At 59.3% G+C, this 22,323-nt stretch carries 21 protein-coding genes and 1 pseudogene; 9 read left to right on the plus strand and 13 right to left on the minus strand.

Annotation, left to right across the window (positions count from 1 at the left end; all coding sequences use genetic code 11):
• The first annotated feature begins 15 nt into the window (after window positions 1-15).
• Both H2O65_RS07650 and H2O65_RS07655 read left to right on the plus strand, forming a co-directional pair.
• Complete coding sequence (locus H2O65_RS07650) at window positions 16-1,143, plus strand: ISL3 family transposase (RefSeq protein WP_182141148.1); 1,128 nt, start codon at window positions 16-18, stop codon at window positions 1,141-1,143.
• Window positions 1,140-1,646, plus strand: coding sequence for a GntR family transcriptional regulator (locus H2O65_RS07655; protein WP_182141149.1), 507 nt, complete (start codon window positions 1,140-1,142; stop codon window positions 1,644-1,646). Before H2O65_RS07650 ends, H2O65_RS07655 begins: the two co-directional genes overlap by 4 nt.
• On the opposite strand, the gene carB is transcribed toward H2O65_RS07655, so the two are convergent.
• Window positions 1,639-4,884, minus strand: a complete 3,246-nt coding sequence (gene carB / locus H2O65_RS07660) for a carbamoyl-phosphate synthase large subunit (protein ID WP_182141150.1) — start codon at window positions 4,882-4,884, stop codon at window positions 1,639-1,641. The two genes, H2O65_RS07655 and carB, sit on opposite strands and share 8 nt — an antisense overlap.
• 204 nt (window positions 4,885-5,088) lie before the next feature.
• Between carB and H2O65_RS07665 the strand changes: the two genes are divergently transcribed.
• Both H2O65_RS07665 and H2O65_RS07670 read left to right on the plus strand, forming a co-directional pair.
• The gene (locus tag H2O65_RS07665) at window positions 5,089-6,420 is read left to right on the plus strand and encodes a DNA recombination protein RmuC (protein ID WP_182141151.1); all 1,332 of its coding nucleotides are present in this window, start codon (window positions 5,089-5,091) and stop codon (window positions 6,418-6,420) included.
• 94 nt (window positions 6,421-6,514) lie between these two features.
• On the plus strand, window positions 6,515-7,816 hold the full coding sequence (locus H2O65_RS07670) for a TrpB-like pyridoxal phosphate-dependent enzyme (protein ID WP_182141152.1): 1,302 nt from the start codon (window positions 6,515-6,517) through the stop codon (window positions 7,814-7,816).
• A 160-nt stretch (window positions 7,817-7,976) separates the two neighbouring features.
• Here the strand turns inward: H2O65_RS07670 and H2O65_RS07675 are convergent, their stop codons facing one another.
• From H2O65_RS07675 to H2O65_RS07690, 4 genes are all read right to left on the minus strand, one after another.
• Window positions 7,977-8,222: a zinc-binding dehydrogenase gene (locus H2O65_RS07675; protein WP_182141153.1), complete on the minus strand. Its 246-nt coding sequence runs from the start codon at window positions 8,220-8,222 to the stop codon at window positions 7,977-7,979.
• An 8-nt stretch (window positions 8,223-8,230) separates the two neighbouring features.
• Window positions 8,231-8,476: an alcohol dehydrogenase catalytic domain-containing protein gene (locus H2O65_RS07680; RefSeq protein ID WP_182141154.1), complete on the minus strand. Its 246-nt coding sequence runs from the start codon at window positions 8,474-8,476 to the stop codon at window positions 8,231-8,233.
• 165 nt (window positions 8,477-8,641) lie between these two features.
• The gene (locus tag H2O65_RS07685) at window positions 8,642-10,909 is read right to left on the minus strand and encodes an AAA family ATPase (protein ID WP_259349491.1); all 2,268 of its coding nucleotides are present in this window, start codon (window positions 10,907-10,909) and stop codon (window positions 8,642-8,644) included.
• 167 nt (window positions 10,910-11,076) lie between these two features.
• Window positions 11,077-11,640, minus strand: a complete 564-nt coding sequence (locus H2O65_RS07690; protein WP_220458730.1) for an NAD(P)-dependent oxidoreductase — start codon at window positions 11,638-11,640, stop codon at window positions 11,077-11,079.
• A 256-nt stretch (window positions 11,641-11,896) separates the two neighbouring features.
• Here H2O65_RS07690 and H2O65_RS07695 point away from each other — a divergent pair, with 256 nt between their 5' ends.
• Window positions 11,897-12,274, plus strand: coding sequence for a helix-turn-helix domain-containing protein (locus tag H2O65_RS07695; RefSeq protein ID WP_182141156.1), 378 nt, complete (start codon window positions 11,897-11,899; stop codon window positions 12,272-12,274).
• On the opposite strand, the gene H2O65_RS07700 is transcribed toward H2O65_RS07695, so the two are convergent.
• Together H2O65_RS07700 and H2O65_RS10705 are read right to left on the minus strand one after the other, a co-directional pair.
• On the minus strand, window positions 12,266-12,643 hold the full coding sequence (locus H2O65_RS07700) for an ADP-ribosylglycohydrolase family protein (protein WP_259349492.1): 378 nt from the start codon (window positions 12,641-12,643) through the stop codon (window positions 12,266-12,268). The genes H2O65_RS07695 and H2O65_RS07700 overlap by 9 nt on opposite strands.
• Window positions 12,644-12,669: 26 nt before the next feature.
• Window positions 12,670-13,020, minus strand: a pseudogene (locus H2O65_RS10705) (ADP-ribosylglycohydrolase family protein); the annotation flags it as partial.
• A gap of 51 nt (window positions 13,021-13,071) precedes the next feature.
• Here H2O65_RS10705 and H2O65_RS07705 point away from each other — a divergent pair.
• The gene (locus H2O65_RS07705; RefSeq protein WP_182141157.1) at window positions 13,072-14,577 is read left to right on the plus strand and encodes an exo-alpha-sialidase; all 1,506 of its coding nucleotides are present in this window, start codon (window positions 13,072-13,074) and stop codon (window positions 14,575-14,577) included.
• Here the strand turns inward: H2O65_RS07705 and H2O65_RS07710 are convergent.
• The 6 genes from H2O65_RS07710 to H2O65_RS10710 all read right to left on the minus strand — a co-directional run bounded on the left by H2O65_RS07710 (window position 14,565) and on the right by H2O65_RS10710 (window position 19,862).
• Window positions 14,565-15,662, minus strand: a complete 1,098-nt coding sequence (locus H2O65_RS07710) for a hypothetical protein (protein ID WP_182141158.1) — start codon at window positions 15,660-15,662, stop codon at window positions 14,565-14,567. The genes H2O65_RS07705 and H2O65_RS07710 overlap by 13 nt on opposite strands.
• Window positions 15,663-15,801: 139 nt before the next feature.
• Window positions 15,802-16,179 (minus strand): rhodanese-like domain-containing protein, encoded by a 378-nt coding sequence (locus tag H2O65_RS07715; protein ID WP_182141159.1) that lies wholly within the window; start codon window positions 16,177-16,179, stop codon window positions 15,802-15,804.
• A gap of 81 nt (window positions 16,180-16,260) precedes the next feature.
• Window positions 16,261-18,390: an acyltransferase family protein gene (locus tag H2O65_RS07720; protein ID WP_220458731.1), complete on the minus strand. Its 2,130-nt coding sequence runs from the start codon at window positions 18,388-18,390 to the stop codon at window positions 16,261-16,263.
• Between the two features lie 146 nt (window positions 18,391-18,536).
• The gene (locus H2O65_RS07725; protein WP_220458732.1) at window positions 18,537-19,097 is read right to left on the minus strand and encodes a DUF4395 domain-containing protein; all 561 of its coding nucleotides are present in this window, start codon (window positions 19,095-19,097) and stop codon (window positions 18,537-18,539) included.
• Between the two features lie 100 nt (window positions 19,098-19,197).
• Window positions 19,198-19,602 carry an arsenate reductase ArsC gene (locus tag H2O65_RS07730; RefSeq protein ID WP_182141160.1) on the minus strand — a complete coding sequence of 135 codons (405 nt, stop codon included), beginning with the start codon at window positions 19,600-19,602 and terminating at the stop codon, window positions 19,198-19,200.
• Window positions 19,599-19,862 (minus strand): ArsR/SmtB family transcription factor, encoded by a 264-nt coding sequence (locus H2O65_RS10710; protein WP_398397286.1) that lies wholly within the window; start codon window positions 19,860-19,862, stop codon window positions 19,599-19,601. Before H2O65_RS10710 ends, H2O65_RS07730 begins: the two co-directional genes overlap by 4 nt.
• Between H2O65_RS10710 and H2O65_RS10515 the strand changes: the two genes are divergently transcribed.
• From H2O65_RS10515 to arsA, 3 genes are all read left to right on the plus strand, one after another.
• Window positions 19,779-19,949 carry a hypothetical protein gene (locus H2O65_RS10515; protein ID WP_259349493.1) on the plus strand — a complete coding sequence of 57 codons (171 nt, stop codon included), beginning with the start codon at window positions 19,779-19,781 and terminating at the stop codon, window positions 19,947-19,949. The genes H2O65_RS10710 and H2O65_RS10515 overlap by 84 nt on opposite strands.
• A 134-nt stretch (window positions 19,950-20,083) precedes the next feature.
• Window positions 20,084-20,491 (plus strand): arsenite efflux transporter metallochaperone ArsD, encoded by a 408-nt coding sequence (gene arsD, locus H2O65_RS07740; RefSeq protein ID WP_182141162.1) that lies wholly within the window; start codon window positions 20,084-20,086, stop codon window positions 20,489-20,491.
• Between the two features lie 11 nt (window positions 20,492-20,502).
• Window positions 20,503-22,254, plus strand: coding sequence for an arsenical pump-driving ATPase (gene arsA / locus H2O65_RS07745; RefSeq protein WP_310649226.1), 1,752 nt, complete (start codon window positions 20,503-20,505; stop codon window positions 22,252-22,254).
• The last annotated feature ends 69 nt before the right edge of the window (window positions 22,255-22,323 follow it).

Here is a 22,323-nt window from a genome sequence, read left to right on the forward strand (position 1 = left end):
CCTTCCAGGCCAGTAGTGAAACTAGCCAGATCAGATGTCACCCAAACGTGCAGCAGACCCTTACTACGTTTACGCTGTTTCACTTGCGCCCTGTGTCAAACCTATTGGTCCGAGCAAGTGCCGGTGAATCTAGCGGCATCCGGCTCGAAACTCACGCGGGCAGCCATCAACTGGGCGCTGGTATCAGTGGTGTTGGATGGTTTGAGCATCAACGCTGTGGCACGGAATCTGGGGACGGCGTGGAACACTGTCAATGACGCCGTGTTAGAAGCGGGCTACACGCATTTGATCAGTGATCCCACCCGTTTTGATGGGGTCACCACCATCGGGGTGGATGAACACTGCTGGCGGCACGTGGGATGGCGCTCAGACTGGTTCGTAACCGTCATTATCGACTTGACTCCCCGCAGTGATGGCAGGCCAGCACGCCTGTTAGACATGATCCCGGGCCGATCCAAACAAGTACTTGCCTCCTGGCTGAAGGGCCAGGCCACTCAGTTCAGGTTGAACGTGAAAACCGTGGCCATGGATGGATTCACTGGCTATAAAAGCGCGGTGCGAGAAGTCCTCAAAAGTGCCACCACGGTAATGGATCCCTTCCACGTGGTACGCCTAGTCGGTGACAAGGTAACCCAGTGCCGCCAAAGACTCCAACAAGAAACCCTAGGACGTAGAGGACGAAAAAATGATCCTCTCTACCAGGCGCGCCGCCTGCTCCTAACACGTAACAAACTGTTAAGTGAAACGGCTGCACCCAAAGTTGATGCCATCTTGCAAGACCCCCAATATGAGGCCCTGACACGAATATGGAGTCTCTACCAAGCTGTGATCGCCGCCTATGAAAGCCCCAACCGCACAAAGGGTCGCAACAAACTCGCTTCCATAATCGACGCACTAGGTGCCATCAACACCAAGGGCTTTCCCGAACTGCGTTCCCTAGCACGCACCCTACGAAACCGCAGAGATGACATCCTGGCCTACTTCACCCACCCCCACTCCTCCAACGGACCAACCGAAGCCATCAACGGCCGCCTCGAACACCTCCGCGGAATCGCCCTAGGATTCCGAAACCTCCAAAACTACATCCACCGCAGCCTCCTCCACACCGGAGGATTCAAAAACAACCTACAGCCCCTATTATGAAGAGCCGGGAAACCTTCGCGGGGCGCGTCACGGGCTTTTACAGGCAGCAGTCGATCTTGGGCCATGACATCACCACCCAGGTTCTCCGCAACGGAATCGCGGTCAACGCGGAGGCGGCGCAGGCTTTGCAGTTGGACCCAACCGATGAGCTCATTGTGCTGGAACGGCTCCGCTATGTGAACGGCGCACTACACCAGCACGTTGAAACCTACCTGCCTGCAAGCAAGTACCCGGGAGTCTTAGCGCACGACTTCTCAAGCGGGTCCCTTTTCGACTACCTCGAGCAAGCCTACGAGGTAGTGATGAGCCGCAACGATCTCCTGGCGCGCGTGGAGGTCCCAAGCCCGGCCATGGCACACCTCTTGCAAGCCAAACCCGGCACTGCGATCCTCGCAGTTGACTCAACCGTGTACTCCGACGCAGACACGCCCGTGGCGTTCGGAATAGCGCGTCACACCCCCGAGAACAGCGAGATCAGCTTCAGCATGCGCAACCCTAGCTAATCGTCGCGTGCCACTCCTGGAGCGACCTCACCCTCTCACTGCCGCGCAAGTACTCAGCGATACCAAGGGCCGCCATGTACGCCTCCGAAGTGGTGGTCACGTAAGGTACCTTGGCGCGAATCGCAGCCTTACGGATGATGCTGTCGTCATGCTCGGCGTCTGACCCCGCAGGCGAGTTAATCACTAGTTGCGCCCGACCCTCCTGAATCGCATCGACAACATTTGATGACCCCTCATGCACCTTCCTCAGAACCTCCGCGGGAATCCCACGCTCTTGAAGGTAGGTTGCGGTCCCCTCTGTGGCGAGAAGCTTGAAACCATTGGCTCGTAAGGTGCTGGCTGCAGCAAGCAGGTTGTCACCGGAGCTGCCCGGCCCCTCATCGATTCGATCACGCTGCGCCACGGTGATGAGGGCGGCACCACTGGTTGGAAGTTTCGCCTGGGCCGCCTCTTCACTCTTGAAGAATGCCAAGCCAGGCAAAGTGGACAACCCCAAGACCTCCCCCGTTGAACGCATCTCCGGGCCCAGCACCGGATCGACCTCGGGGAACATGTTGAAGGGGAAGACAGACTCTTTGGCCCCAAAATAGGGGACATTCTTCTCCGTCAAGTTCAGGGATTCCAAGGATTCACCCAGCATGAGCTTGGTCGCCAACGAGGCCATATTGACATCGCAGACTTTCGAGACCAGCGGGACCGTCCTCGACGCCCTCGGGTTGGCCTCAAGAACATAAACCACGCCACCTGAGATCGCGTACTGAACGTTGATCAGGCCAACCACCCCAAGTTCCACGGCAATCCGGCGCGTGTAATCCTTAATCGTGGCTAGGTGTTCCGCGGGAATCGTCACGCTGGGAATCATCGCGGCGGAGTCCCCGGAGTGGATTCCCGCGTACTCAACATGTTCAAGAACCGCGGGAACAAACGCCTCAACGCCGTCACTGAGAGCGTCGGCCTCACATTCGAGGGCGTTTTCCAGGAACTGGTCGATAAGGATGGGTGAACCGCCCTCGGCCGCATCCATGTAGCGGCGGAGATTGTCATCATCGTGGATGATCTCCATGCCGCGTCCGCCAAGAACGTAGTTAGGGCGGACGATCACGGGGTAGCCGATGCGAGCGGCTGCATCCAGCGCCTCCGCAGTAGTCACCACCATGTCGGCCTGAGGCATGGGGATTTCCAGGCGATCCATCATCGCCCGGAAGAGGTCGCGGTCTTCCGCAAGATCAATCGTCTCCGGCGACGTGCCGATGATCGGAACTCCGGCATCCTTCAACTGCTGCGCGATGTTCAACGGAGTTTGCCCACCAAACTGACACACCACGCCCTCGGGCTTTTCGCGTTCAACAATGGCGAGGACGTCCTCGACCGTTAGTGGCTCGAAGTAGAGCCGATCAGCAGTGTCATAGTCGGTTGAGACGGTTTCGGGGTTGCAGTTGACCATGATGGTCTCGTAGCCTGCGTCCCGCAGAGTGTAGGCGGCGTGAACGCAACAGTAATCAAACTCAATACCCTGGCCAATGCGGTTCGGGCCGCCACCAAGGACCATGACACGCGGAGCTTTGCCGTCGAGGTCGAGAGTCGAACCCGACCCGTCCTCCGGCTCTCGCGTGTAGGTGGAGTAGTAGTATTCGGCGTCCTCGACGCCAGACACCGGGATGGCTTCATAGCGGTGCATGATTCCGGCGGCTCTGCGGGCGTCGCGCAGTTCGGCCTCGGACACACCGAGCAGATCGGCCAGATAGGCGTCGCTGAGCCCCGCTTCCTTAGCGTTGCGAAGGGTGTCGTCCGGAAGGTCTCCAAGTGCGCCGGCAAACTGCACAACTGCTTCCTCGGCGGCGACCACCTGCGCCATCTGCTCCAGGAACCACACGTCGATAGCAGTTAGCTCCGCGAGGACGGTCGGTGACATGCCGCGACGAAGCGCTTCGTAGAGGACGTACTGACGATCGGACGAGGGCGTAATACACGCCTTGATAAGCGCATCTTGGTCGAGGCGGCACAGTTTGGGAACGTCCCCTAGGCCATCACGGCCGTTCTCCAAGCTCCGCGTCGCCTTACCGAGCGCTTCCTGGTAGGTCTTGGCAATGCTCATGACCTCACCAACTGCGCGCATCTGCGTGCCCAACTCATCACGGGCTGCCGGGAATTTTTCAAATGCCCAGCGCGCCACCTTCGCCACGACATAGTCGCCGCTGGGGGTGTACTTCTCTAGGGATCCGTCACGCCAGTAGGGGATTTCATCCAGCGTGAGTCCTGCCGCAAGAAGGGTCGAAACCATGGCAATGGGTAGTCCCGTTGCTTTGGAGGCGAGGGCGGAACTGCGAGAAGTGCGCGGATTGATCTCGATAACGACAACGCGCCCACTCTTTGGATCATGCGCCAACTGCACGTTGGTGCCGCCGATAACACCCACTTCGCTGACGATTCTGTGGGCGATTTCTTCCAGGCGGTCCTGCAGGGCCTGGTCGATTGTCAGCATTGGCGCGGTACAGAATGAGTCGCCGGTGTGCACGCCGACGGGATCAACGTTTTCGATGAAGCAGACGGAAATCATCTGGTTCTTCGCGTCCCGAATGACCTCGACTTCAAGTTCCTGCCAGCCAAGGATCGACTCTTCAACAAGGATTTGGTCGATGGGTGAAGCCTGGATCCCGCGGGCTGCGACAATGCGCATCTCGTCCTCGTCATCCACAAAACCGCCGCCGGTTCCCCCCATCGTGTAGGCCGGACGAACGACAATTGGGTAGCCGACCTCGGCAGCGAAGTCGAGGGCATCCTCAACCGTCGTGACAGTCTTGGAAGCCGGCGTGTCGACACCTATTTGGGCCATGACACGTTTGAAGGTTTCACGGTCTTCCCCACGCTCAATAACGTCGCGAGTAATCCCGATCATCTGTACGTCGTGAGCCGCCAGAATGCCCTTTTCATCCAGCTGCATCGACAGGTTGAGGGCTGTCTGACCACCCAGGTTGGGCAGGAGCGCATCGGGGCGGGAAGCCTTAATAATCTGCTCAAGGCTTGGCACTGTGAGTGGCTCAATGTAAGTGGCGTCCGCCATCACAGGGTCGGTCATGATGGTTGCGGGGTTGGAGTTGACCAGGGTTACGTCATACCCCAGGCGTCGCAGGGCTTTGCAGGCCTGAGTGCCGGAGTAGTCGAACTCGCAGGCCTGCCCAATCACAATGGGGCCAGAGCCAATGATGAGAACTTTGGCAATGTCAGTGCGCTTCGGCATGACGATCCTCCTGGACCTAGACTGCAGACCGCAAATTTAGAGGCTGCTCTTGAGCCTAAAACGCTTGGCGCATCTTGCGCGTTGCGTGCTCACCGATGGGACTTCAGTTGCGCGCCCGACAAAAATGCGCATCGCGTCGTGGGGCTGGATCAATATGTCGGAACCACGCTCTAGGGTGGGGGATCTTAGAAAGGCAGGGTAAGCATGAGTGTTTGGGTAAGTGGGCTCCTGATCGTGTCGGTGTTACTAACACTGATAATGGCGCTGGTGGCAGTTTGGCTCCTGATACGCAACGGGACCGGTAAGGACGCCGACTTGGTCAGGCAGTTAGCGGGACTGCGTCAGCAACTGCAGATTGTTGAAGCAACATCCGGGTCCAGGTCGGTTGAACTGCAGCAGGTCTTAGAATCACGACTGGCTGGCATCGCGACACGCAACAGTGAGGACGCGGCTCTGCGGGCACGCAATGAGTCTGTGATGCGTGAAGAGCTACAGCGCACCCTTGGTGAGCGCCTCTCCCAAATGGACATGCGGCTTGCTGAACTGGCACGGGCGCAGAACGCAGGGCTCTTGCAGATGAGGGCAGACAACGCCACTGAAATGGAGAAAATGCGCGCCAGCAATGAGGCTGCACTGGAGAAAATGCGCGTGACGGTCGATGAGAAACTGCAGGGAACGCTTGAGAAGCGCTTGGGAGAATCGTTCCAACTGGTGTCGGATAGGTTAGAACAGGTGCAGCGGGGGCTTGGAGAAATGCAGAGCCTCGCAACAGATGTCGGTGGGCTGAAGCGTGTTCTCTCCAACGTGAAGACCAGGGGCGCATGGGGGGAAGTGCAGTTGTCACGTCAGCTAGAGGACATTCTCACTATCGGTCAGTACGAAGAGAACGTGGAAATCCGCCCGGGGTCCCGTGAGCGTGTTGAGTTCGCCGTGAAGCTTCCAGGACGCACCGATGACGCAACTGTCTACCTCCCCATTGACTCCAAGTTTCCACAAGAGTCCTATGAGCGTCTTCTCGAAGCACAAGAGGGCGGGGATCTGGCAGAGATTGCAGCTGCCACCAGGGAACTTGAGAAAGCACTGCGCATCCAAGCGGGACTCATCAGTGAGAAGTACATTGCAGCGCCCCACTCCACCGACTTCGCCATCATGTATCTCCCTACAGAAGGGCTGTTTGCCGAAGCACTGCGGATGCCGGGCTTCGCCGCGGACCTCCAATCCAAGAAGCGCGTCATCATCACCGGGCCCACGACCCTGATGTCCCTGCTCAACAGTTTGCAAATGGGCTTCAAGACGCTCGCGATTGAAAGGCGTTCGTCCGAAGTGTGGCAGGTGCTGTCTGCAGCGAAAGCCGAGTTTGTGAAGTATGGCCAAGTTTGGGAGAAGCTGGGGAAGCAACTGAAGACTGCTCAGACCACAGTTGAAGAAGCGGGACGACGCACGCGAGCCGTCGAACGCCGCTTGCGAACAGTTGAAGAGTGGGATGGCCAGGTAGTGGGCAGCGAAGCGGTTATTGAGATCCCATCATTATCCTAAAGGCGTCCGTGCAATCATCCAGGGCAGCCCGACGCAACCGGCCTGCGGCAGCCCCCTACAGCGTTCAGAGCAGAGCAGATTCGGCAGGTTTACCATGACATCAACGTCCACCAATGCTTACCCCCAGGTGCCTACTGCGTGGTACAACATTGCTGCTGACCTTCCGGAACCGATCCCGCCGCACCTGAACCCGGGAACTGGTGAACCGATCACTGTTGATGAGCTGCAGGCATTGTTTCCCCGGGCACTCTCGGAACAAGAACTGTCGACGGAGCGCTATATTCCCATTCCGGAACCCGTCCGCGAAGTTTACGCGTCCTATCGCCGCACGCCCCTTCTGAGGGCACGCCGCCTCGAGAAGGCTCTGGGCACGAACTCCCACATCTACTTGAAGTTTGAAGGTGCCAGCCCTGTTGGCAGCCACAAACCAAACTCCGCAATCGCGCAGGCATACTTCAACTCTGAGGAAGGCATCACCAAGCTAACAACCGAAACCGGGGCAGGACAGTGGGGCAGTTCGCTGGCGCTCGCAGGAGCCATGTTCGGCATTGATGTTGAAGTTTGGCAGGTGAAGGCCAGTTACGACTCGAAACCCTACCGTCGCTACCTGATGGAGCTGTACGGAGGCAAGGTTCATTCCAGCCCGTCAGACCTCACTGAGGCGGGGCGGGCAATTCTGCAGCAGCAGCCCGACACGTCAGGCAGCCTCGGCATGGCAGTTAGTGAAGCAGTTGAAGTAGCCATGAAGGACCCCCAAGCTCGTTATGCGTTGGGATCCGTGCTGAACCACGTCGTGCTTCACCAAACCGTCATTGGCCAAGAGGCGATAGCACAGTTGGAAGAGTACGGCGAAGGAGCCCCCGACGTAGTCATCGGGTGTGCAGGGGGCGGCTCAAACCTGGCGGGCCTGGCTTTCCCCTTCCTCAAAGATGTCATCAGTGGCGATGCGGACACTAAGGTGATTGCTGCTGAACCTGCTGCTTGCCCCTCTCTAACAGAGGGCGAATACCGTTACGACTTCGGGGATTTCACCGGCATGACCCCGCTGCTGAAGATGTACACCCTCGGCAAAGATTTCGTCCCGGACCCAATCCACGCGGGTGGGCTTCGCTACCACGGGATGGCCCCAGCCCTCAGCCACACGGTGAATCTGGGTTACGTCTCCCCCGTTGCAATCCAGCAGGATGACGCCTTCAACGCTGGCATCCTTTTGGCCCGAACCGAAGGAATTGTGCCGGCCCCCGAATCCACCCATGCGCTTGCCGCCGCGATCGATCACGTCCTCGAAAACGATGATGAGGAAGTGATTGTCATTGGCCTATCTGGACACGGACAACTGGACCTGCCTTCCTACCAGTCGTTCCTTCCCACCTACAAGAACCCTGCGGAGGCCTAGAGCAGGCACATCGTGAAATGTATACGTGGGGGCGAAATGATCGCTTGGGGTACGTACCCCAAGGCCACTCTTGCTCCCCACGTATACATTTCACGAAAGTGCGGCGGAAGAGGCTCATTCCGCGCAGGGGTCGCTGCGGCGGAAGAAGTTCGTCGCAGTTCTACGCGATAATAACGATCCGCCCTCGCAAGAGTCCCGAAGCAAGATCTTCGTATGCCTGCCGAACCTCAGAGAGGCGATACGTCGCGGCCCCTCTCCCTCGCAGGCGGCCTTCGCGCATCAGGTGGTTCATGGCATGCGCTGCCGCGGCCAAGTCATCAACCGATGCATTGCTTATCGCGAAGCCACGAACGCTAACATCGCGCGTGTAGAGCTCACCTACGGGAAGCTCAAGAATGCGTTCCATCCCCGCAGTTAGCAGGATTCGACCACCGCGAACTTGGTGATGCCAGAGCCAACGTCGGCAACCACGCCCACGGCATCGCGACCCACGATGAAAGGAAACTGCAAGGTCGTTTGGTACTGTCCCGAAAGGATGTAGCGATCGATGTGGTTTGCTTCGCTAGCAACGAGGCGCACCAAGACGTCACATCTGCCAAGGACAGGCAGTGGCACTTCTTCTGTCGTGATTCTTTCAGGTCCGCCGTAGTCGTGAATCACGGCGGCGAGCGTCTTGTCGCCCGTCCTCGCCGATCCTTGTCCCCTGCCGAAATCTGCGGTCTCAATCGCTGTCCCCTCCTTCGATACTAGCGAGAGATAGTGTTATTCACCACAGCTAGAGCATCGTTGCTCTCCACATTGCTACAAGAGTGCTGTCGGCCCTGGTTAGTTGTTGTCGCACCAGTTGAGAAACTCTTCAGCCAGGATTATGGGCTTGCCAAACTGCGCTGCCTTCTTCGCCTTGCCAGATTGAGTGCCAGACTCGGCGACGACAAGCACATCTGTCTTGGTCTTCGTCATGTGGGCCGACAGTAGCAAGCCATGGTCGAGGGCGAGTTTTTCCATCTCTTCTCGAAAGATGATGGCACCATCGCCGAGGACGACTGTGCCCGTGAAACAGACGCGTAGACCCGGAGCCAACACTGACGAAGGGGTCGGCGCCCCATCTTCTCTAGCAGTCTGACCTTCAGCGTGAACCCCAAACCTTTCATTCAGCGCAGTGATCGTCTCAAATGCGCTGCGGTCTGGCGCGAGCACACGCGACCAGATTGACTTGAGTAGTTCCTCGGCAGCGACCGTGCCGCGCTTTGCTCCAACAAGCGTCATGCGCTCCGCTACCCCTGGGTCCGCATGCGCGGGAGGCCGAGCCAGCAGCACACCGGGCTCATCCATGGCCGCTCCGAAAGGGGCAGCCCAAGGGGCTGATTCGGCACCATCCTTCAGTGTCACCGCGCCGTCTCGAAGGGTACGAGCGCGGTCTAGGGCACTTCCAGAGCTGAGTGCTCGCCGCAGGTCAACTGGTAGTTCTGAAGTGGGAAGTTCGCGCCCAATCGGCATTTCCACCACCAACCCACCGCGCTTCAGCTCCGTGTCGAGGCGTCCTAGCAAGTTATCAATGTCGACCCCAACGGGGATCCGGTCTTGCATCAGCGGGGCAATTCCATGCCACGCTTCGGGAAGAGTGGGAGCAAACTGGATGTCGCCAACCGTAATGCCGAAGTCGCTACGCGCCGAGTAGAGGTCGCAAGTCGGGTTTACGAGAGTGCTTGCTTCGCGCCCATCATCGGTTACAACCGCGATTTCAACAGGGCGTGGACGGTAACGATCACCCTCGTTTCCAACCATCAGGGCACTGAGATAGACTTCGCCGCGCGCTGACTGGGGGCGGGAAGTTGACTCAAGATAACGCCGCACCCGCGTGTCGGTCTTCAGGTCTCGCGGCAGAACATCTCGTTTGAGTACCAGTCCCTCTAGGCTGGTGCAACGACTCAAAGCCACATAGAGCTGCCCATTCGCGAATGTTCCCCCGGTTAGGTCTACGACCACCCGGTCTAGTGTCTGGCCCTGGCTCTTGTGGATGGTGATTGCCCATGCCAGCTTCATCGGCAGTTGTGTGAAAGAGCCAATCATCTCGTGTCGGATGCGTCCGTCCTCGACCGTGGGCCTGGTGATCTGCCATTCGTGCGGTTCGACCTCGACAAGATCGCCCTCGCGGGTACGGACCATAACGGACTCGCCGGGTGTCACCTGCTCGATTCGACCAAGGGTTCCGTTCACCCAGCGGTCACCGGAGTCATTGTTGAGGAGCATCACCTGCGCCCCGACAGCAACCTCCAAAACTTCCTCAGCTGGGAACTCAAAGGCATCCCTGTCTCCGGAAGTAGTAGCAACAAACTCGTGGGTCTGGGCCGGGAGCCTTGCCAGCATCGCCTTATTGCGGGCTGCGGCAATGCGGTTCGTGGTTGCTAATGTCAGCCAGAACTCGTCGAGGGGCGGCTCAAAGTTAGGATTTGTGCGCTGGTTGAGCTGAGCGCGCGCCTCATTGAGCAGAGCACCATCACGGACCCCGTTGAGGAGGGACACCAGCTGGTAGTCGCCAAGCTGGCGGAAGACGGTGGAAAGCTCAACGGTTGGGAAGGCACCCTGGTTGAAGTTCTTCGCCGAGAAGAAAAACGGAGTGCCATAAGTCTCTTCGAAGAAGGCACGTTCTTCGTCCCGTACTACTGGCGGTAGCTGATAGAGATCTCCCACCAGCACAAGCTGCACGCCACCGAAAGGCTCACCCGGGCTAGGACCAAAACGTTCTAACGCCACAGCCATGGCGTCGAAAAGGTCGGCACGCAACATTGAAGCCTCATCAACAATCAGCGTGTCCAAGCTGGATAGCGCCTTCATAAATCGGCCGGGGCGGTAGCGGGAACTCCGCGCGTACGCGGCGTCCGCTCCTGGGCGGAATGAGAAGAGTCGGTGGATCGTGTAACCCTCAACATTCAGAGCCGCGATCCCCGTCGGTGCCACCGTGAGGGTTTTCCGATCCGTGCTCGCGAGGAACTCCCGTACCAGCGTTGACTTCCCGGTGCCTGCTTTGCCAGTAACAAACACGTTCTCCCCAGCGTGGAGGAGATCTAGGGCACGCATGAATTCTGCGGTCATGACCAATGGCATCCCACTACGTTACCCGCAGTAGCGTCGGGCGAACGCCGAACACCTCATACAGTGAAAACAGCGCTACCAAGCACCGAAACCAGACCGTGGTAGTCGGAATACAATCCCAGCAGCACACGGAAGCCTGCAGTTCGGATGACGGCGGCCGCTCCTAGTCAGTAGGCGACAGTGAAGCGGCTCCCCGTGTGGGCGGGCTCTTCGATCTCGGTGACGATTGCCTTTGCGAGGTCGGCGCCCGAAATGTTGGACTGACCGTCCGCATCCGTTAGGAGGACGTCCCCGCCAATGCGGTAGGTGCCGGTTGCTTCACCGGGAGCCCAAGCCCCAAACCCACCCGCAGGGCTAACGTAGAACCATTCCAGGCCACCACTGCTTGCACGCAGGTCTTCTAGGACCGCTCCCATCTCGGCGGCTTCCGGCTTGAACGCATCTGGGAAGCCATCAGTTTCAGCCAGTTTCGGACCGTCGGGTGCGACCAGCAGAGAACCCGCGCCCCCGATCACTCCAAGCCTTACACCGCTGTTGCGTGCGAGGTCGGCAACCTTCGCAAGCACACCGCTTGTCTGACCTTCCATGTCCCCCCGAGGCGACAACGCGGAGACAACGACGTCGGTGTCAGCGACTGCCTGAACTAGAACGGCCTCGTCAAGGACCGAGCCAGTTTTGTAGTCCACGCCAGCTACTGGCTGCTCGGGCGCCTTCCGACTATATGAAGTCACCTGGTGTCCGCGGCAGCCGCTTCGCGTACAACGTTTGATCCAGCGTATCCGGTGCCTCCGATAACGGTAATGCGTGCCATGCCATCTTCCTTTCGATTGGTACGGTTTCGATTCCGCTGTTACTTACGATAAGTAACTCCCGGCCGCCTGCGAAGAGGGCACTTTGGAGTGCGTTACCCACCGCAAAGCAACCCTTCGAGAACGCTTGAGTATCTATTGGTAAGTCGCTATCGTTAGGTTACTTTGGAGGTTAGATATGAGTGAGCCAATCTGGGATCCCTACTACAAGGACTGCCCGTCACGAAAACTACTTGATCGCATTGGCGACCGCTGGACGGTACTGGTAGTTGGAACTCTTGAGTCCGGCCCCAAACGCTTCTCGGAGCTGCACCACGGTATCGACGGCATCTCGCAGAAGATGCTGACGCAAGCACTGCGCGGTCTTGAACGTGATGGGCTTGCGAAACGAACCGTGTATGCGGAAGTGCCGCCACGCGTTGTCTACGAACTAAGCCCTACCGGGCGCAGCCTGATCGAACCGCTCACGGCGCTTACCGCCTGGGCAACCACCCACATGTCCGACGTCAAAGCAGCGCAATCGGCCTATGACAAGGTGAACGTAACCTCAGTATGACCTTGTGCGAAGCACGATTCCTTTGCCACCCAGGAGTCCCGCTGTCATTTCGACGAGGTCGTCCCTGCGGTGCAGGTCCGCAACCCACTCCTCGGGGATTGCCCTAGCACCATAAAGGGCGCCCGCCATCTGTCCCGTGATGGCAGCGACCGTATCCGCGTCATCGCCCAGATTCACGGCCGTAAGCACTGCGTCCTCAAACTTGTCGGTGCTCCGGACCGCCCAAATTGCGGTGCCCAACGACGGGATAACGAACCCTGAGTTGTTCGCGGCCTCGTCATCAAACGCGTAGACCGTTTCAGCAACAAGTTGAGAAGGAAGTCCACGCTCTTTGAGGTGGCGTTCCGTCGACTCTGCAGCCAGAACCAAGCAAACCCCGCTGATTGCGTGGACTCTGCAATCGCGGGGTTTGCTCGGAACTGGCGCAGGGCTTTGGCGGTCTGAATCCCGATGTCAAAGCAGGTTCCATTCGGGGAGTTGTGGCCGCGCACCATCCAGTCAACGTAATCCTGCATCACAGCAAAGCTGTCGTATCCGCCCTCGGCAATTATCGACTCCGCCATGCAGACAGCCATGATCGTGTCATCAGTCCACGCTCCAGGCTCAAGGCCAAATCGTGGCGATGGCTGGTACCCAGTCACCTTGGGAAAGGTGCCCGGGGTAAGGAACTCCACCGGCGCCCCCATTGCATCCCCAACTGCCAATCCCCAAAAAGCCCCAAGGGCCCTGTCCTCACTACCCTGCATCTTTGCTGCCTCCTCCTCGGTCGACTTTACTCGTCCGCGACGACGCCGAAGTTGACCTGCTACCGCATCCCCGCCCTCGTCGTCACACCGGCCGGAACGCTGCTCGCAGCGTACGACGGTCGCCCCAATCCGGATGACCTACCGGGCCCTATTGACCTGCTCCTTCGCCGTAGCCACGACAACGGTGACACGTGGGAGCCCCAAGAGGTTCTCCGTACCGGCGTAGGTCTGGAGGGATTCGGCGATCCGTCGTTCATCGTCGACCACGACACCGGCACTATCCTGGCCTTCCATGCAACAGGCACCCTGGCCGGGTTCTTTGAGGCGGTCGAAGGATGGGAGCCTCCCGACCTCGTACAACACGTGGGGCTGTCCACCTCCGACGATGACGGGCGAACATGGACCCACAGGATCATCACCGATCAGCTCAAGAGACCCGGGATATCGGGAATCTTCGCAGCATCTGGCACCGGAACCCAGGTCCGTTCCGGTAGGTACAAAGGGCGCCTAGTTCAGCCGATGGTGCTGCGCGACCACGACCAGATCACCGCTGCGGTTGCTTTCAGCGATGACCACGGTGCGACCTGGGCTCTGAGCGCACCTATCGGTGTCGGGACCGACGAATCGGCCGTGGCTGCGCTTGCGGACGGACGACTCCTGATGCATTCGCGATCGGTCGGGCATCGCCTGGCCTCTTATTCCGAGGACGGAGGCGCCACCTGGTCGACCCCCCAGCCCATCAACGGATTGCCAGACCCCAGCGACAACGGCTCCCTCATCGTCCTCGGCCAAACCGCCGACGAGGGCGATCCCCGTGCCGCACTCCTGGCCTCGTCAAACTTGGATCCGAGCCTGCGCCGCAACACTGCGTTGAGCATGTCACACGATGGAGGTGAAACATGGCCCCACCAGCTGGTACTTCAACCTGGTAGTTCTGCATACTCATGCGCCGCCCAGCTTCCCAACGGCCGCATAGGAGTGCTCTATGAAGAGGACGCATACACGCACATCACCTTCACTTCCGTGGCGCTGGCGGAGATCGAAAAAAGTGGTCCCGCAGACCCGGTCCAAGCCGGAATTGCCTGCCCTGAAGAGCCACTGCTTGAAGTGATCCGCGAGGCAATCAACCCGGCGCCCCCGCTGAACTGGGATTCCGCAAGCGACGCTCGGACTTCTGGCAGTGACGGCGTAGACGCAGAGGTGTGGAACGCTACAGCGGCTCGATTTGGCGCGGCAGGTAGAGTCTTCGTCGGCACCCGCGACGCTCAGCGCCGCCTCTTTGGCGCACCGAAGCCGGGATTACGCGCGGGCGACACCCTACTGTTCAATGCTCGCGTGCGGATGCCCGAGGACGAAGGGGTGAACGCAGTCGTCCTCGAGCACCCCGGCGGGGCCACCGAACCCCGCGACATCCCACCTGGGGGGCAGGCAACCTACTTCCGTCTCCCTTACACTGTCACCGACGAGGACGTCGCGGCGAACCTAGTCTCAGTGCGATTCCAGGTGCGCGCGCTTGGACTATCGCGCGTCCTCACCTTCACTCCTCAGAACGAGTAACGCAGAATGCCCGTGGCCTGGAGTTCGCCGGGCATGTCATCTTCGCGCAACGCTAGGACTTGGGCGCCTGAGAGTAGTGCACGCCGCGCAATGTCCTCTAGCGCGTCGTGTTCTGTATCCAGCTCTAACGCACCGCCGTCCGTCACTGAGCCGGCGACTTCGGCGTTCATGTCGATAGCGAGTATATCGATTGCCCCGAAAGCCGCTGCTCTGGCCAAGTCGCTAAGGTCCGATGAGGCGAGGCCATTTGCCTGCAACTCGAAGAAGGTCTCATGTAGTTCCTTCAGGTCCTTGGCATAGATTGCATCGAGGATTTCACGGGCTGAGTCTGCAAGCTGCTCTTCGGTGAGCGCGTCAGGGTTGCCGGTGATAGCGTCCTCGGCAACGTGTGCGTAGCTGGAGTTCTGACGAAAGATGCTGAGCGTTGGTTCAGTCGCGGCAATTATCAGGGGAAGTGTTTCTCCATTGAGCTGAGGGCGAAGCGCGCGGTCGACGGCGCGTGCATACTGTGCAATACGCACCTTCCTGCCTTCATCGCCCTGCAAACGTCCGCCCTGGGTCGGCCCCGCGATTGAGGTGAGCCTCGAAACGCTGGCCGCATCGTCAGGCATGTCAGCAACCGGGAGCTCCTGGGCGGGACCGTCCGCGCTAACCTCAACCAGGCGGGCCCCGTTCTGGGACAGAGCAAGGACAAACGCGGCCTGCGGGAAGGTGACCGCGCGGAGGAGAGAGGTGATCGCGAACCTGTCCCCCACTGCAAACTGCGCCTCCAACTCATTTGGGAGCCTCAGTTCCAAGGCACTGGTAGGAGTCAGGAAAATGGCCAGGCTACGACCCAGGTTGGTCCAAAAGTAGGCATCTTCAAGTAGGTCGTCAAACTGGACCTGAACTGCATCTGCGTCGTCCTTGTCAGCGGTGTCGCGCACGACCTCCATCGCCGCGTCAAACAGAGCGCGAGCCTGCAGAAGGTTGTGTTCCGATTCGGTTGGAAGCGGACTGGTTGGGACGTAGATCGTCACGCAAAGGGGGTCGCGCAGACTGGCGATCCGGGTGACATCATCTCTGGTTGGCATATCGATGTGCATTTGTTTCTCCTTATCAATACTGACTTGGGGCGTTGGTGCACGTTGCGCACTCCCCTGGAGAAACGGGTCTCCCCTCCCCAGGGGACCTAGCTTCGAGGCTAACATCACAGCGGAGAGGATGGAACCCGGGTGAATCGCCTCAGTTGACTACGGGGATCCCGGTGGCCGAGGACGCCTGCTCGAGTGAACCCAGGTTGACGACATTGGTAAACCCGGCCTGCTCCATCATCGCGGTGGCCTGACTGGACCGGTTTCCTGAGCGGCAGTAGACCACGTACTCCGCCTCGGGATCCAGGTTCGGAATCGCTGCCGCGACTTCCCCACCGTTGAAGTCCAGCAGGGTGGCACCCTCCAGATGTCCGGCTGCATACTCCTCAGGAGTGCGGACATCCAAGATGATCGTCTCTTCACTCACCTGCAGCGCCGAGTCGCTTGCGGCGCCACTCCCGGAGCTGCAAGCAGCGATGCCGAAGACGAGGACGAAGGCGGATAGTGCGAGTGCGATCATGCGGCGCATTATGTGGTCCTTTCAATCGATATGCGTTATACCCTACAGGGTATTCTGGCCTTTCAGCTATTCTCAGTGGCCCGACCTCGACTATTTGAGCACCTCATGGATACGGTCTACGAGGATTGGCGCCATAGTCTGCGCATACGTCTGGGTGACATGGTTGGTGTCCAGATAGATTTGCACATTTCCAGCGATCGTTGGGCAAACCTCACCAGAGCAGTAGAGGTCCATCACGTCGACGTAGCGAAATCCGGGTATTTCGAGCAGGGGATCAATAATGCCATCACCGGCGAAGTGGTCACTTCTATTCAACAGGCATCCCCCATAGGCGACGTCTGGGCCCTGACTCGGCGCACATTGGTACAGGTCCGTGTTTGCTCGCAGATTATCTCGGATTCCCACAACGGTGGCCCCTGTCGCAGCTACGGACTGCACCAGCTCCACCACGCCGTGCCCCAACTGCTCGACACCATTGGCGCTAGTCGCGGTGACGATCAAGAACACATAGTCAACCGGGTTCTCCTGCAGGTACTGCAAAATCATGGCGTTGTGCCCCGCACAGTCCTCCCCACTCGCCGGGTCAGGGGCCGACCAGGGGCAGCCCGCCTTTAGAGCGGCCTCGACATAGTACCCATCCTGGTCCGCCAAGAGACGCGCCGCTGGCATTAATACCTGCTCGGCATGCGAACTCCCGCCCACAAAGATACGAGGGTTTGCGGGGTCGCCATGTCCGTGGCATCCGGTCTTGGAATGCTGAAGTAAGAGAGCTCGTGCGGGGTCAGAACACTTTCCCTCATACATCACCCACTCGTTCTCGAGGGTTAGGGGACCTGGGATAGCATCGCCCTCGAACGCGAAAGGCCCTGAATAGACCATGGCGGCTGCCCCGGGGAAGCCTGTCAGCGGTGGTAGCGGCTCCGGCGCAACTTCCAAGTCTACCCCTGCGCCCTCGTCGTTCATGGTAAGGATGTCGACAAGGGCGGGTTGGGTAAGAAGCGCATCCGTCGTGATCTGCGAGTCTTCGGAATAGCGGAACTGCGCCTGCGAAGTCTTCCACAACCCCACCTGGATGTTGAATACGAAAGTCAGTCCCAACCACAGGGTCAAGCCGATGATCTGGGTTTTGCGCAGTGTCGTATTGGCCCAGGCCAGCCTACGAATCGGCGTATCCACATACTTGGTCAACGCCGCTGCGAGGACAATGGAAACTGCCATGAGTGCAATCCCATCTACGACCCCAAGAGCCTCCTTATCGACAGCGACTAGGTAAAACACGAAGATCGGCCAGTGCACCAGGTACACGGAATACGAGACACTTCCGAGCATCACCAGAGGACGCCACGAAAGGGCCCTTGCTGCTGGCCCGCCTTGCGCAGCAAACAGCATCAGGGCACTGGTCGCCAGAAGGGGAACGGCCGCCATCGGTCCGGGATAAGTGCCGATCGAGACTAGACAGAAGAGCACGAGGACGCCCAGCGCCACAACGGACACCGTCTGTGCCGCCCGCTTTGGAAGCCGCAGATAGGGCGCCAGGGCAGCGATCGCGGACCCTAGTGCAAACTCCCAGATGCGTGCCCGCGTGTCAAAGTAGATCGTGCCAGAGGGGTCCGAGGCCGTCACCAGCCAGATCAGCGACAGTGCCGTGATCGCTACAAAACCCCCGAAGATGGCGCGCCTCACCGACAGCCCCATCTTGCGTGCAATCACCACCGTCAGAGCCATTAGCGCGGGCCAAAGCAGGAACATCTGTCCCTGCATCGACATGGACCACAGATGTTGCAGTGGGCTAGCTAGAGCATGGTCTTCAGCGAAGTAGTCGGTAGAGACATGCGCGAGTAGCCAGTTCTGCCAATAGGTCAGGGACGCGAAAGACTGGTCGACCGTGTCCTGCCAACGTCGTGCAGGAAGAAGCGCGATCGAGGCCGTCAGCGTCACCGCCACAGTGATTGCCAGCGGGGGCAGCAGTCTCTTGAATGTTGTTGTCCACCGTTCCAGCACCGAAGGTGTTGCGCCTGCTTCACTCCGCCGAATAAACGAGGAGGTCATCAGGAATGCAGAGATCATGATGAAGGCGTCGACACCGATCGGGGACCCCACGAACCACGCGTGGAAGAACAGAACCTGCAGCATCAAAACTGCACGAAGGCCCTGAATGTCCTTGCGATGAGGGGTCTTCTGAAGGGTCGAAACGGGCGCGACCATACCGACCTCGCCCACTTGCTATCCCCTATCCGTGACGCATATGCCCACGGCTCCTGATTTTAGGCCACCCCTACTTAAGCAGAGCGTTCCAACGGGTGTGATCCTGACTGCGCTGCGAGTTCTCCCGTGCGGAGGACAGGACTCAAGTGCACGTGCGCAGACTAGTGGTTCCCGCCAACATCGCAGGTGCCACCCGGGCAATACTGCGGAGCTTGCTTGCCGAAGCGAGCTTGAAGCGAGCAGCCGACACAGACTCCAAACGCAGCCTCTAGAAACAGCAACGTCAAGCAGACGCTACAAAGCGCCAACGTCAGCCATAGCGGAGCGGAGAGCAAGCCCATACTTGTACACGAGACGAGGGCGAGTGCGAATCCGAGCCACCAGGCGAACTCCTTCTGCGGTGCACCAACCCACTGCGGTTCCCGCCCTCGCACAGCGAGACGGCCGAGGGCGAGTGTCGGAGACCAACGGTCCCCCGCCATCAGCCGCAACAGCATGTCCATCATGAAGAACATTCCAAAGGGTTGCAGCGGCCGAGACGTTCCTTCGACGAGCGCCGCGAGGAAGGAGATGAGACCGAGAGAAAAGAGTATTCCGGCCCCAATCCGCACCGCACGTTCGTCAATCACAGGCACAGAGTACCCCGGGACGATCCTTCCGATATGTGGAGCATCGGGCTCGGTCTTGGCAATTCTTGGGGTCTTTGTACTACTAGCGCTCACGGGGGCCTCTCGGTCTGACTAGATAATACCCTATAGGGTATCAGACCCAGGAGTTCTCGACGCTCCTGCCGACACCGGCGACGGGCTCCGACGGCTCGCACTAGACGTTCAGGGAGGCAATCAACTCCTCAACTCGCGCCTTGATGGCGTCGCGGATGGGGCGGACAGCGTCAAGACTCCGGCCAGCGGGATCATCGAGGTTCCAATCTTCGTAGCGCTTCCCGGGGTAGAACGGACAAGTGTCACCACAGCCCATCGTGACGACAACATCTGAGTCGCGGACTACGTCAGTTGTAAGAGCCTTCGGTTGTTCAGCGGCAATGTCAATGCCTTCTTCAAGCATTGCTTCGATGGCTACGGGATTGAGCTGGTCAGCGGGGACCGAGCCTGCCGAGCGAACTTCAATTCGACCACCACCGAGGTGGCACAGATAACCTGCTGCCATCTGAGAACGACCGGCATTGTGCACGCACACGAAGAGCACTGACGGCTTGGAAGGAGTCACGGCTGAACCACTTTCCGTTGCTGGTCGATTGGTTGACTCACTGAGCAGCTGCTCGGATCTGGCAGACCTCCAAGGAATTCTCGTATCATCTCAAGTCCTTGCGGAGTGGCGTGATAGTGCGCCCACTTGTGCCTCATCTCCCGGCTAATCAGACCCACCTTGACTAGGCGGCCTAGGTGATAAGAAAGAGTCGGCTGACTGATCCCGAGACTGTCCGGCATATGACAGGCACACACGCTGGAGCAGCAGTTGGCAGATATGTGGTGAAGCAGCTTGACGCGGACTGGGTCGGAGAGCGCCTTAAAGGTGGCGGAGACCTGATTCGCCACGTCATCGGCAAGGACTAATGCCCCCTGCGGGACACAGTCAACTACAGGGAGATTCTGAGTCATGACCGAGAGCATACCACTTCAGATTGACAGTTATCGATATGAGCCGTAGCCTTCATATCGAACATCATCAATCTGAGAGAGGTGTCCACATGATCCAGGTTTTCGAAGGCCCGCTTTGCTGCAACACCGGGGTTTGCGGCCCAGACCCCGACCAGGCGCTGGTGAACTTCACCGCGGATCTCGACTGGCTACAGCGCCAAGGCGTACCCATTAGACGAGTAAACCTGGCACAGGATCCAGCTGCCTTCGCAGACAGCGATTTGGCTCGCTCCTTTATACAGAAGGTCGGCGCCTCTGGGCTCCCACTGATCGTCGTCGACGACGTAACTGTCGCAACCGGCCGTTACCCCTCTCGCTCCGAGCTGGCTCGGATCGCGGGTCTGGAAGCACCAACCGATGTCGCGGCAAGCGGCTGCTGCAGCGAGGACTCTCCTACCTCAGCGGGTTGTTGCAACACTCCTCAGAGAGCATCCATCCAGCCCACACCTCAGGCATAGAGGCGGTCAAGATGATCGAGCTCATCCATAACCCTCCCAGGTTCCTGTTCCTAACTGGCAAAGGCGGTGTCGGCAAAACAAGCATTGCCTGCGCCAGCGCAACGGAGCTCGCACGCCGAGGGAACCGGGTCCTGCTGGTCTCCACCGATCCTGCCTCGAACGTCGGGCATGTCTTCGACCAACCGGTCGGTAACAAGATCACCCCGATCGAGGGTGTGAAAGGTCTCGACGCACTGGAGATTGACCCCGAGGATGCCGCGGAAGAGTACCGCGAGCGCGCCCTCGCCCCCATTCGTGACTTTCTGTCAGCGACCGACCTTGCCGACGTTACCGAACAGCTGTCGGGATCCTGCACAACCGAAATCGCCTCGTTCAACGAGTTCACCAGCTTCCTCGCAAGCGACGAAACGACGCGAGACTACGACCATGTTGTCTTCGATACCGCACCGACAGGCCACACCGTCCGGCTCCTCAAGCTACCCGGGGAGTGGACTGACTTCCTCGAGGACGGCCTTGGCGACGCCTCATGTTTGGGTCCGATGGCCGGCCTAGATAAGACCCGAACCACCTACGCTGCCGCACTCGCAGCCCTTGCCGACCCGGAAGTGACACGACTTGGCCTGGTTGCCCGTCCGCAAACCTCCTCACTAGCTGAAGCCTCCCGCACGGCCGATGAACTTGCCGAAGCCGGGGTAGGCGCCACCCACCTGGTCGTCAATGGCATCCTTCCCGAGGAAGGTGTCGAAGACGCCCTCGCTGATGCCATTCGCACTGAGGAGGCATCCGCCCTGGTTGACATGCCTGCGAATCTCTCGGAACTTGTCATCGACAGGCTCCCGCTACGATCCCGCGATGTCATGGGCCTCAGTGCACTCACCACATTGCTGTCCGAGACTGCAGATCAAGCCCATGTCTCACACGAGACACCTATCAGCACCCGTGAAACGCTGGGGACCCTGACAGACACTATCGATCAGCTGGCAGCTCGGGACCACGGCCTCGTCATGCTCGTGGGAAAGGGAGGTGTGGGCAAGACGACAATGGCCGCCGCCATCGCTGTCGGCCTGTCCGATCGTGGCAAAGACGTGCTCCTAACCACCACTGATCCCGCCGCTCACCTTTCCTGGACCGTGGGAGATGAGGGAACCTTCGAGGTCTCCAGCATTGATCCAACGAAGGCAGTCGAAGACTACCGACGTCACGTCATGGAGACCAAGGGCGCCGCACTAGACGATGCTGGACGCGCGAACCTCGCAGAGGATCTGCGCTCACCGTGCACCGAGGAGGTTGCGGTATTTCAAGCCTTCGCAGCGGCCGTGGAGCAGTCCACTCACAGGTTCGTCATCATGGATACGGCGCCAACCGGGCACACACTACTCCTCATGGATGCCACTGGTTCCTACCATCGCGAGGTTGCCCGCAACCTTCCCGACGAGGCCGGACACACGCCCCTAACCCGACTTCAGGACCCCGACAACACCACGGTCATCATCGTCACACTGCCGGAGACAACTCCGGTGTTGGAAGCCGCTGGGCTTTGCTCTGAACTAGGCAGAGCCGATATCGCCACATGGGGATGGATCGTCAATCGCGCGCTGACTCCCACCGATACGTCCAGTCCGCTTTTGACCGAGAGGATTCATGCGGAGCAAGACCCACTGAAACACGTCAAAGCCCACGCCAGCCGCATAGCTGTCACGCCTTACCGCGAAACCCCACCCGTTGGTGTTGGGCAGCTTCGCGCGTTGGGAACTGCCCGGTAGCCAGAAAAAGCTCAGCACCCTGCAGTTGTTGGCGCCTGGTCTTGAAGATGGAGGACCTACTGGAGTCCG

The sequence above is a fragment of the Schaalia sp. JY-X169 genome (genome assembly GCF_014069575.1).
Lineage (GTDB): Bacteria > Actinomycetota > Actinomycetes > Actinomycetales > Actinomycetaceae > Scrofimicrobium.

What these genes read in the sequence shown, in the direction of transcription:
- H2O65_RS07655 (WP_182141149.1), top strand. Translation starts at nt 1,140, where the DNA reads ATGAAGAGCCGGGAAACCTTCGCGGGGCGCGTCACGGGCTTTTACAGG.
- carB (WP_182141150.1), bottom strand. Translation starts at nt 4,884, where the DNA reads ATGCCGAAGCGCACTGACATTGCCAAAGTTCTCATCATTGGCTCTGGC.
- H2O65_RS07665 (WP_182141151.1), top strand. Translation starts at nt 5,089, where the DNA reads ATGAGTGTTTGGGTAAGTGGGCTCCTGATCGTGTCGGTGTTACTAACA.
- H2O65_RS07670 (WP_182141152.1), top strand. Translation starts at nt 6,515, where the DNA reads ATGACATCAACGTCCACCAATGCTTACCCCCAGGTGCCTACTGCGTGG.
- H2O65_RS07675 (WP_182141153.1), bottom strand. Translation starts at nt 8,222, where the DNA reads ATGGAACGCATTCTTGAGCTTCCCGTAGGTGAGCTCTACACGCGCGAT.
- H2O65_RS07685 (WP_259349491.1), bottom strand. Translation starts at nt 10,909, where the DNA reads ATGACCGCAGAATTCATGCGTGCCCTAGATCTCCTCCACGCTGGGGAG.
- H2O65_RS07695 (WP_182141156.1), top strand. Translation starts at nt 11,897, where the DNA reads ATGAGTGAGCCAATCTGGGATCCCTACTACAAGGACTGCCCGTCACGA.
- H2O65_RS07710 (WP_182141158.1), bottom strand. Translation starts at nt 15,662, where the DNA reads ATGCACATCGATATGCCAACCAGAGATGATGTCACCCGGATCGCCAGT.
- H2O65_RS07715 (WP_182141159.1), bottom strand. Translation starts at nt 16,179, where the DNA reads ATGCGCCGCATGATCGCACTCGCACTATCCGCCTTCGTCCTCGTCTTC.
- arsD (WP_182141162.1), top strand. Translation starts at nt 20,084, where the DNA reads ATGATCCAGGTTTTCGAAGGCCCGCTTTGCTGCAACACCGGGGTTTGC.
- arsA (WP_310649226.1), top strand. Translation starts at nt 20,503, where the DNA reads ATGATCGAGCTCATCCATAACCCTCCCAGGTTCCTGTTCCTAACTGGC.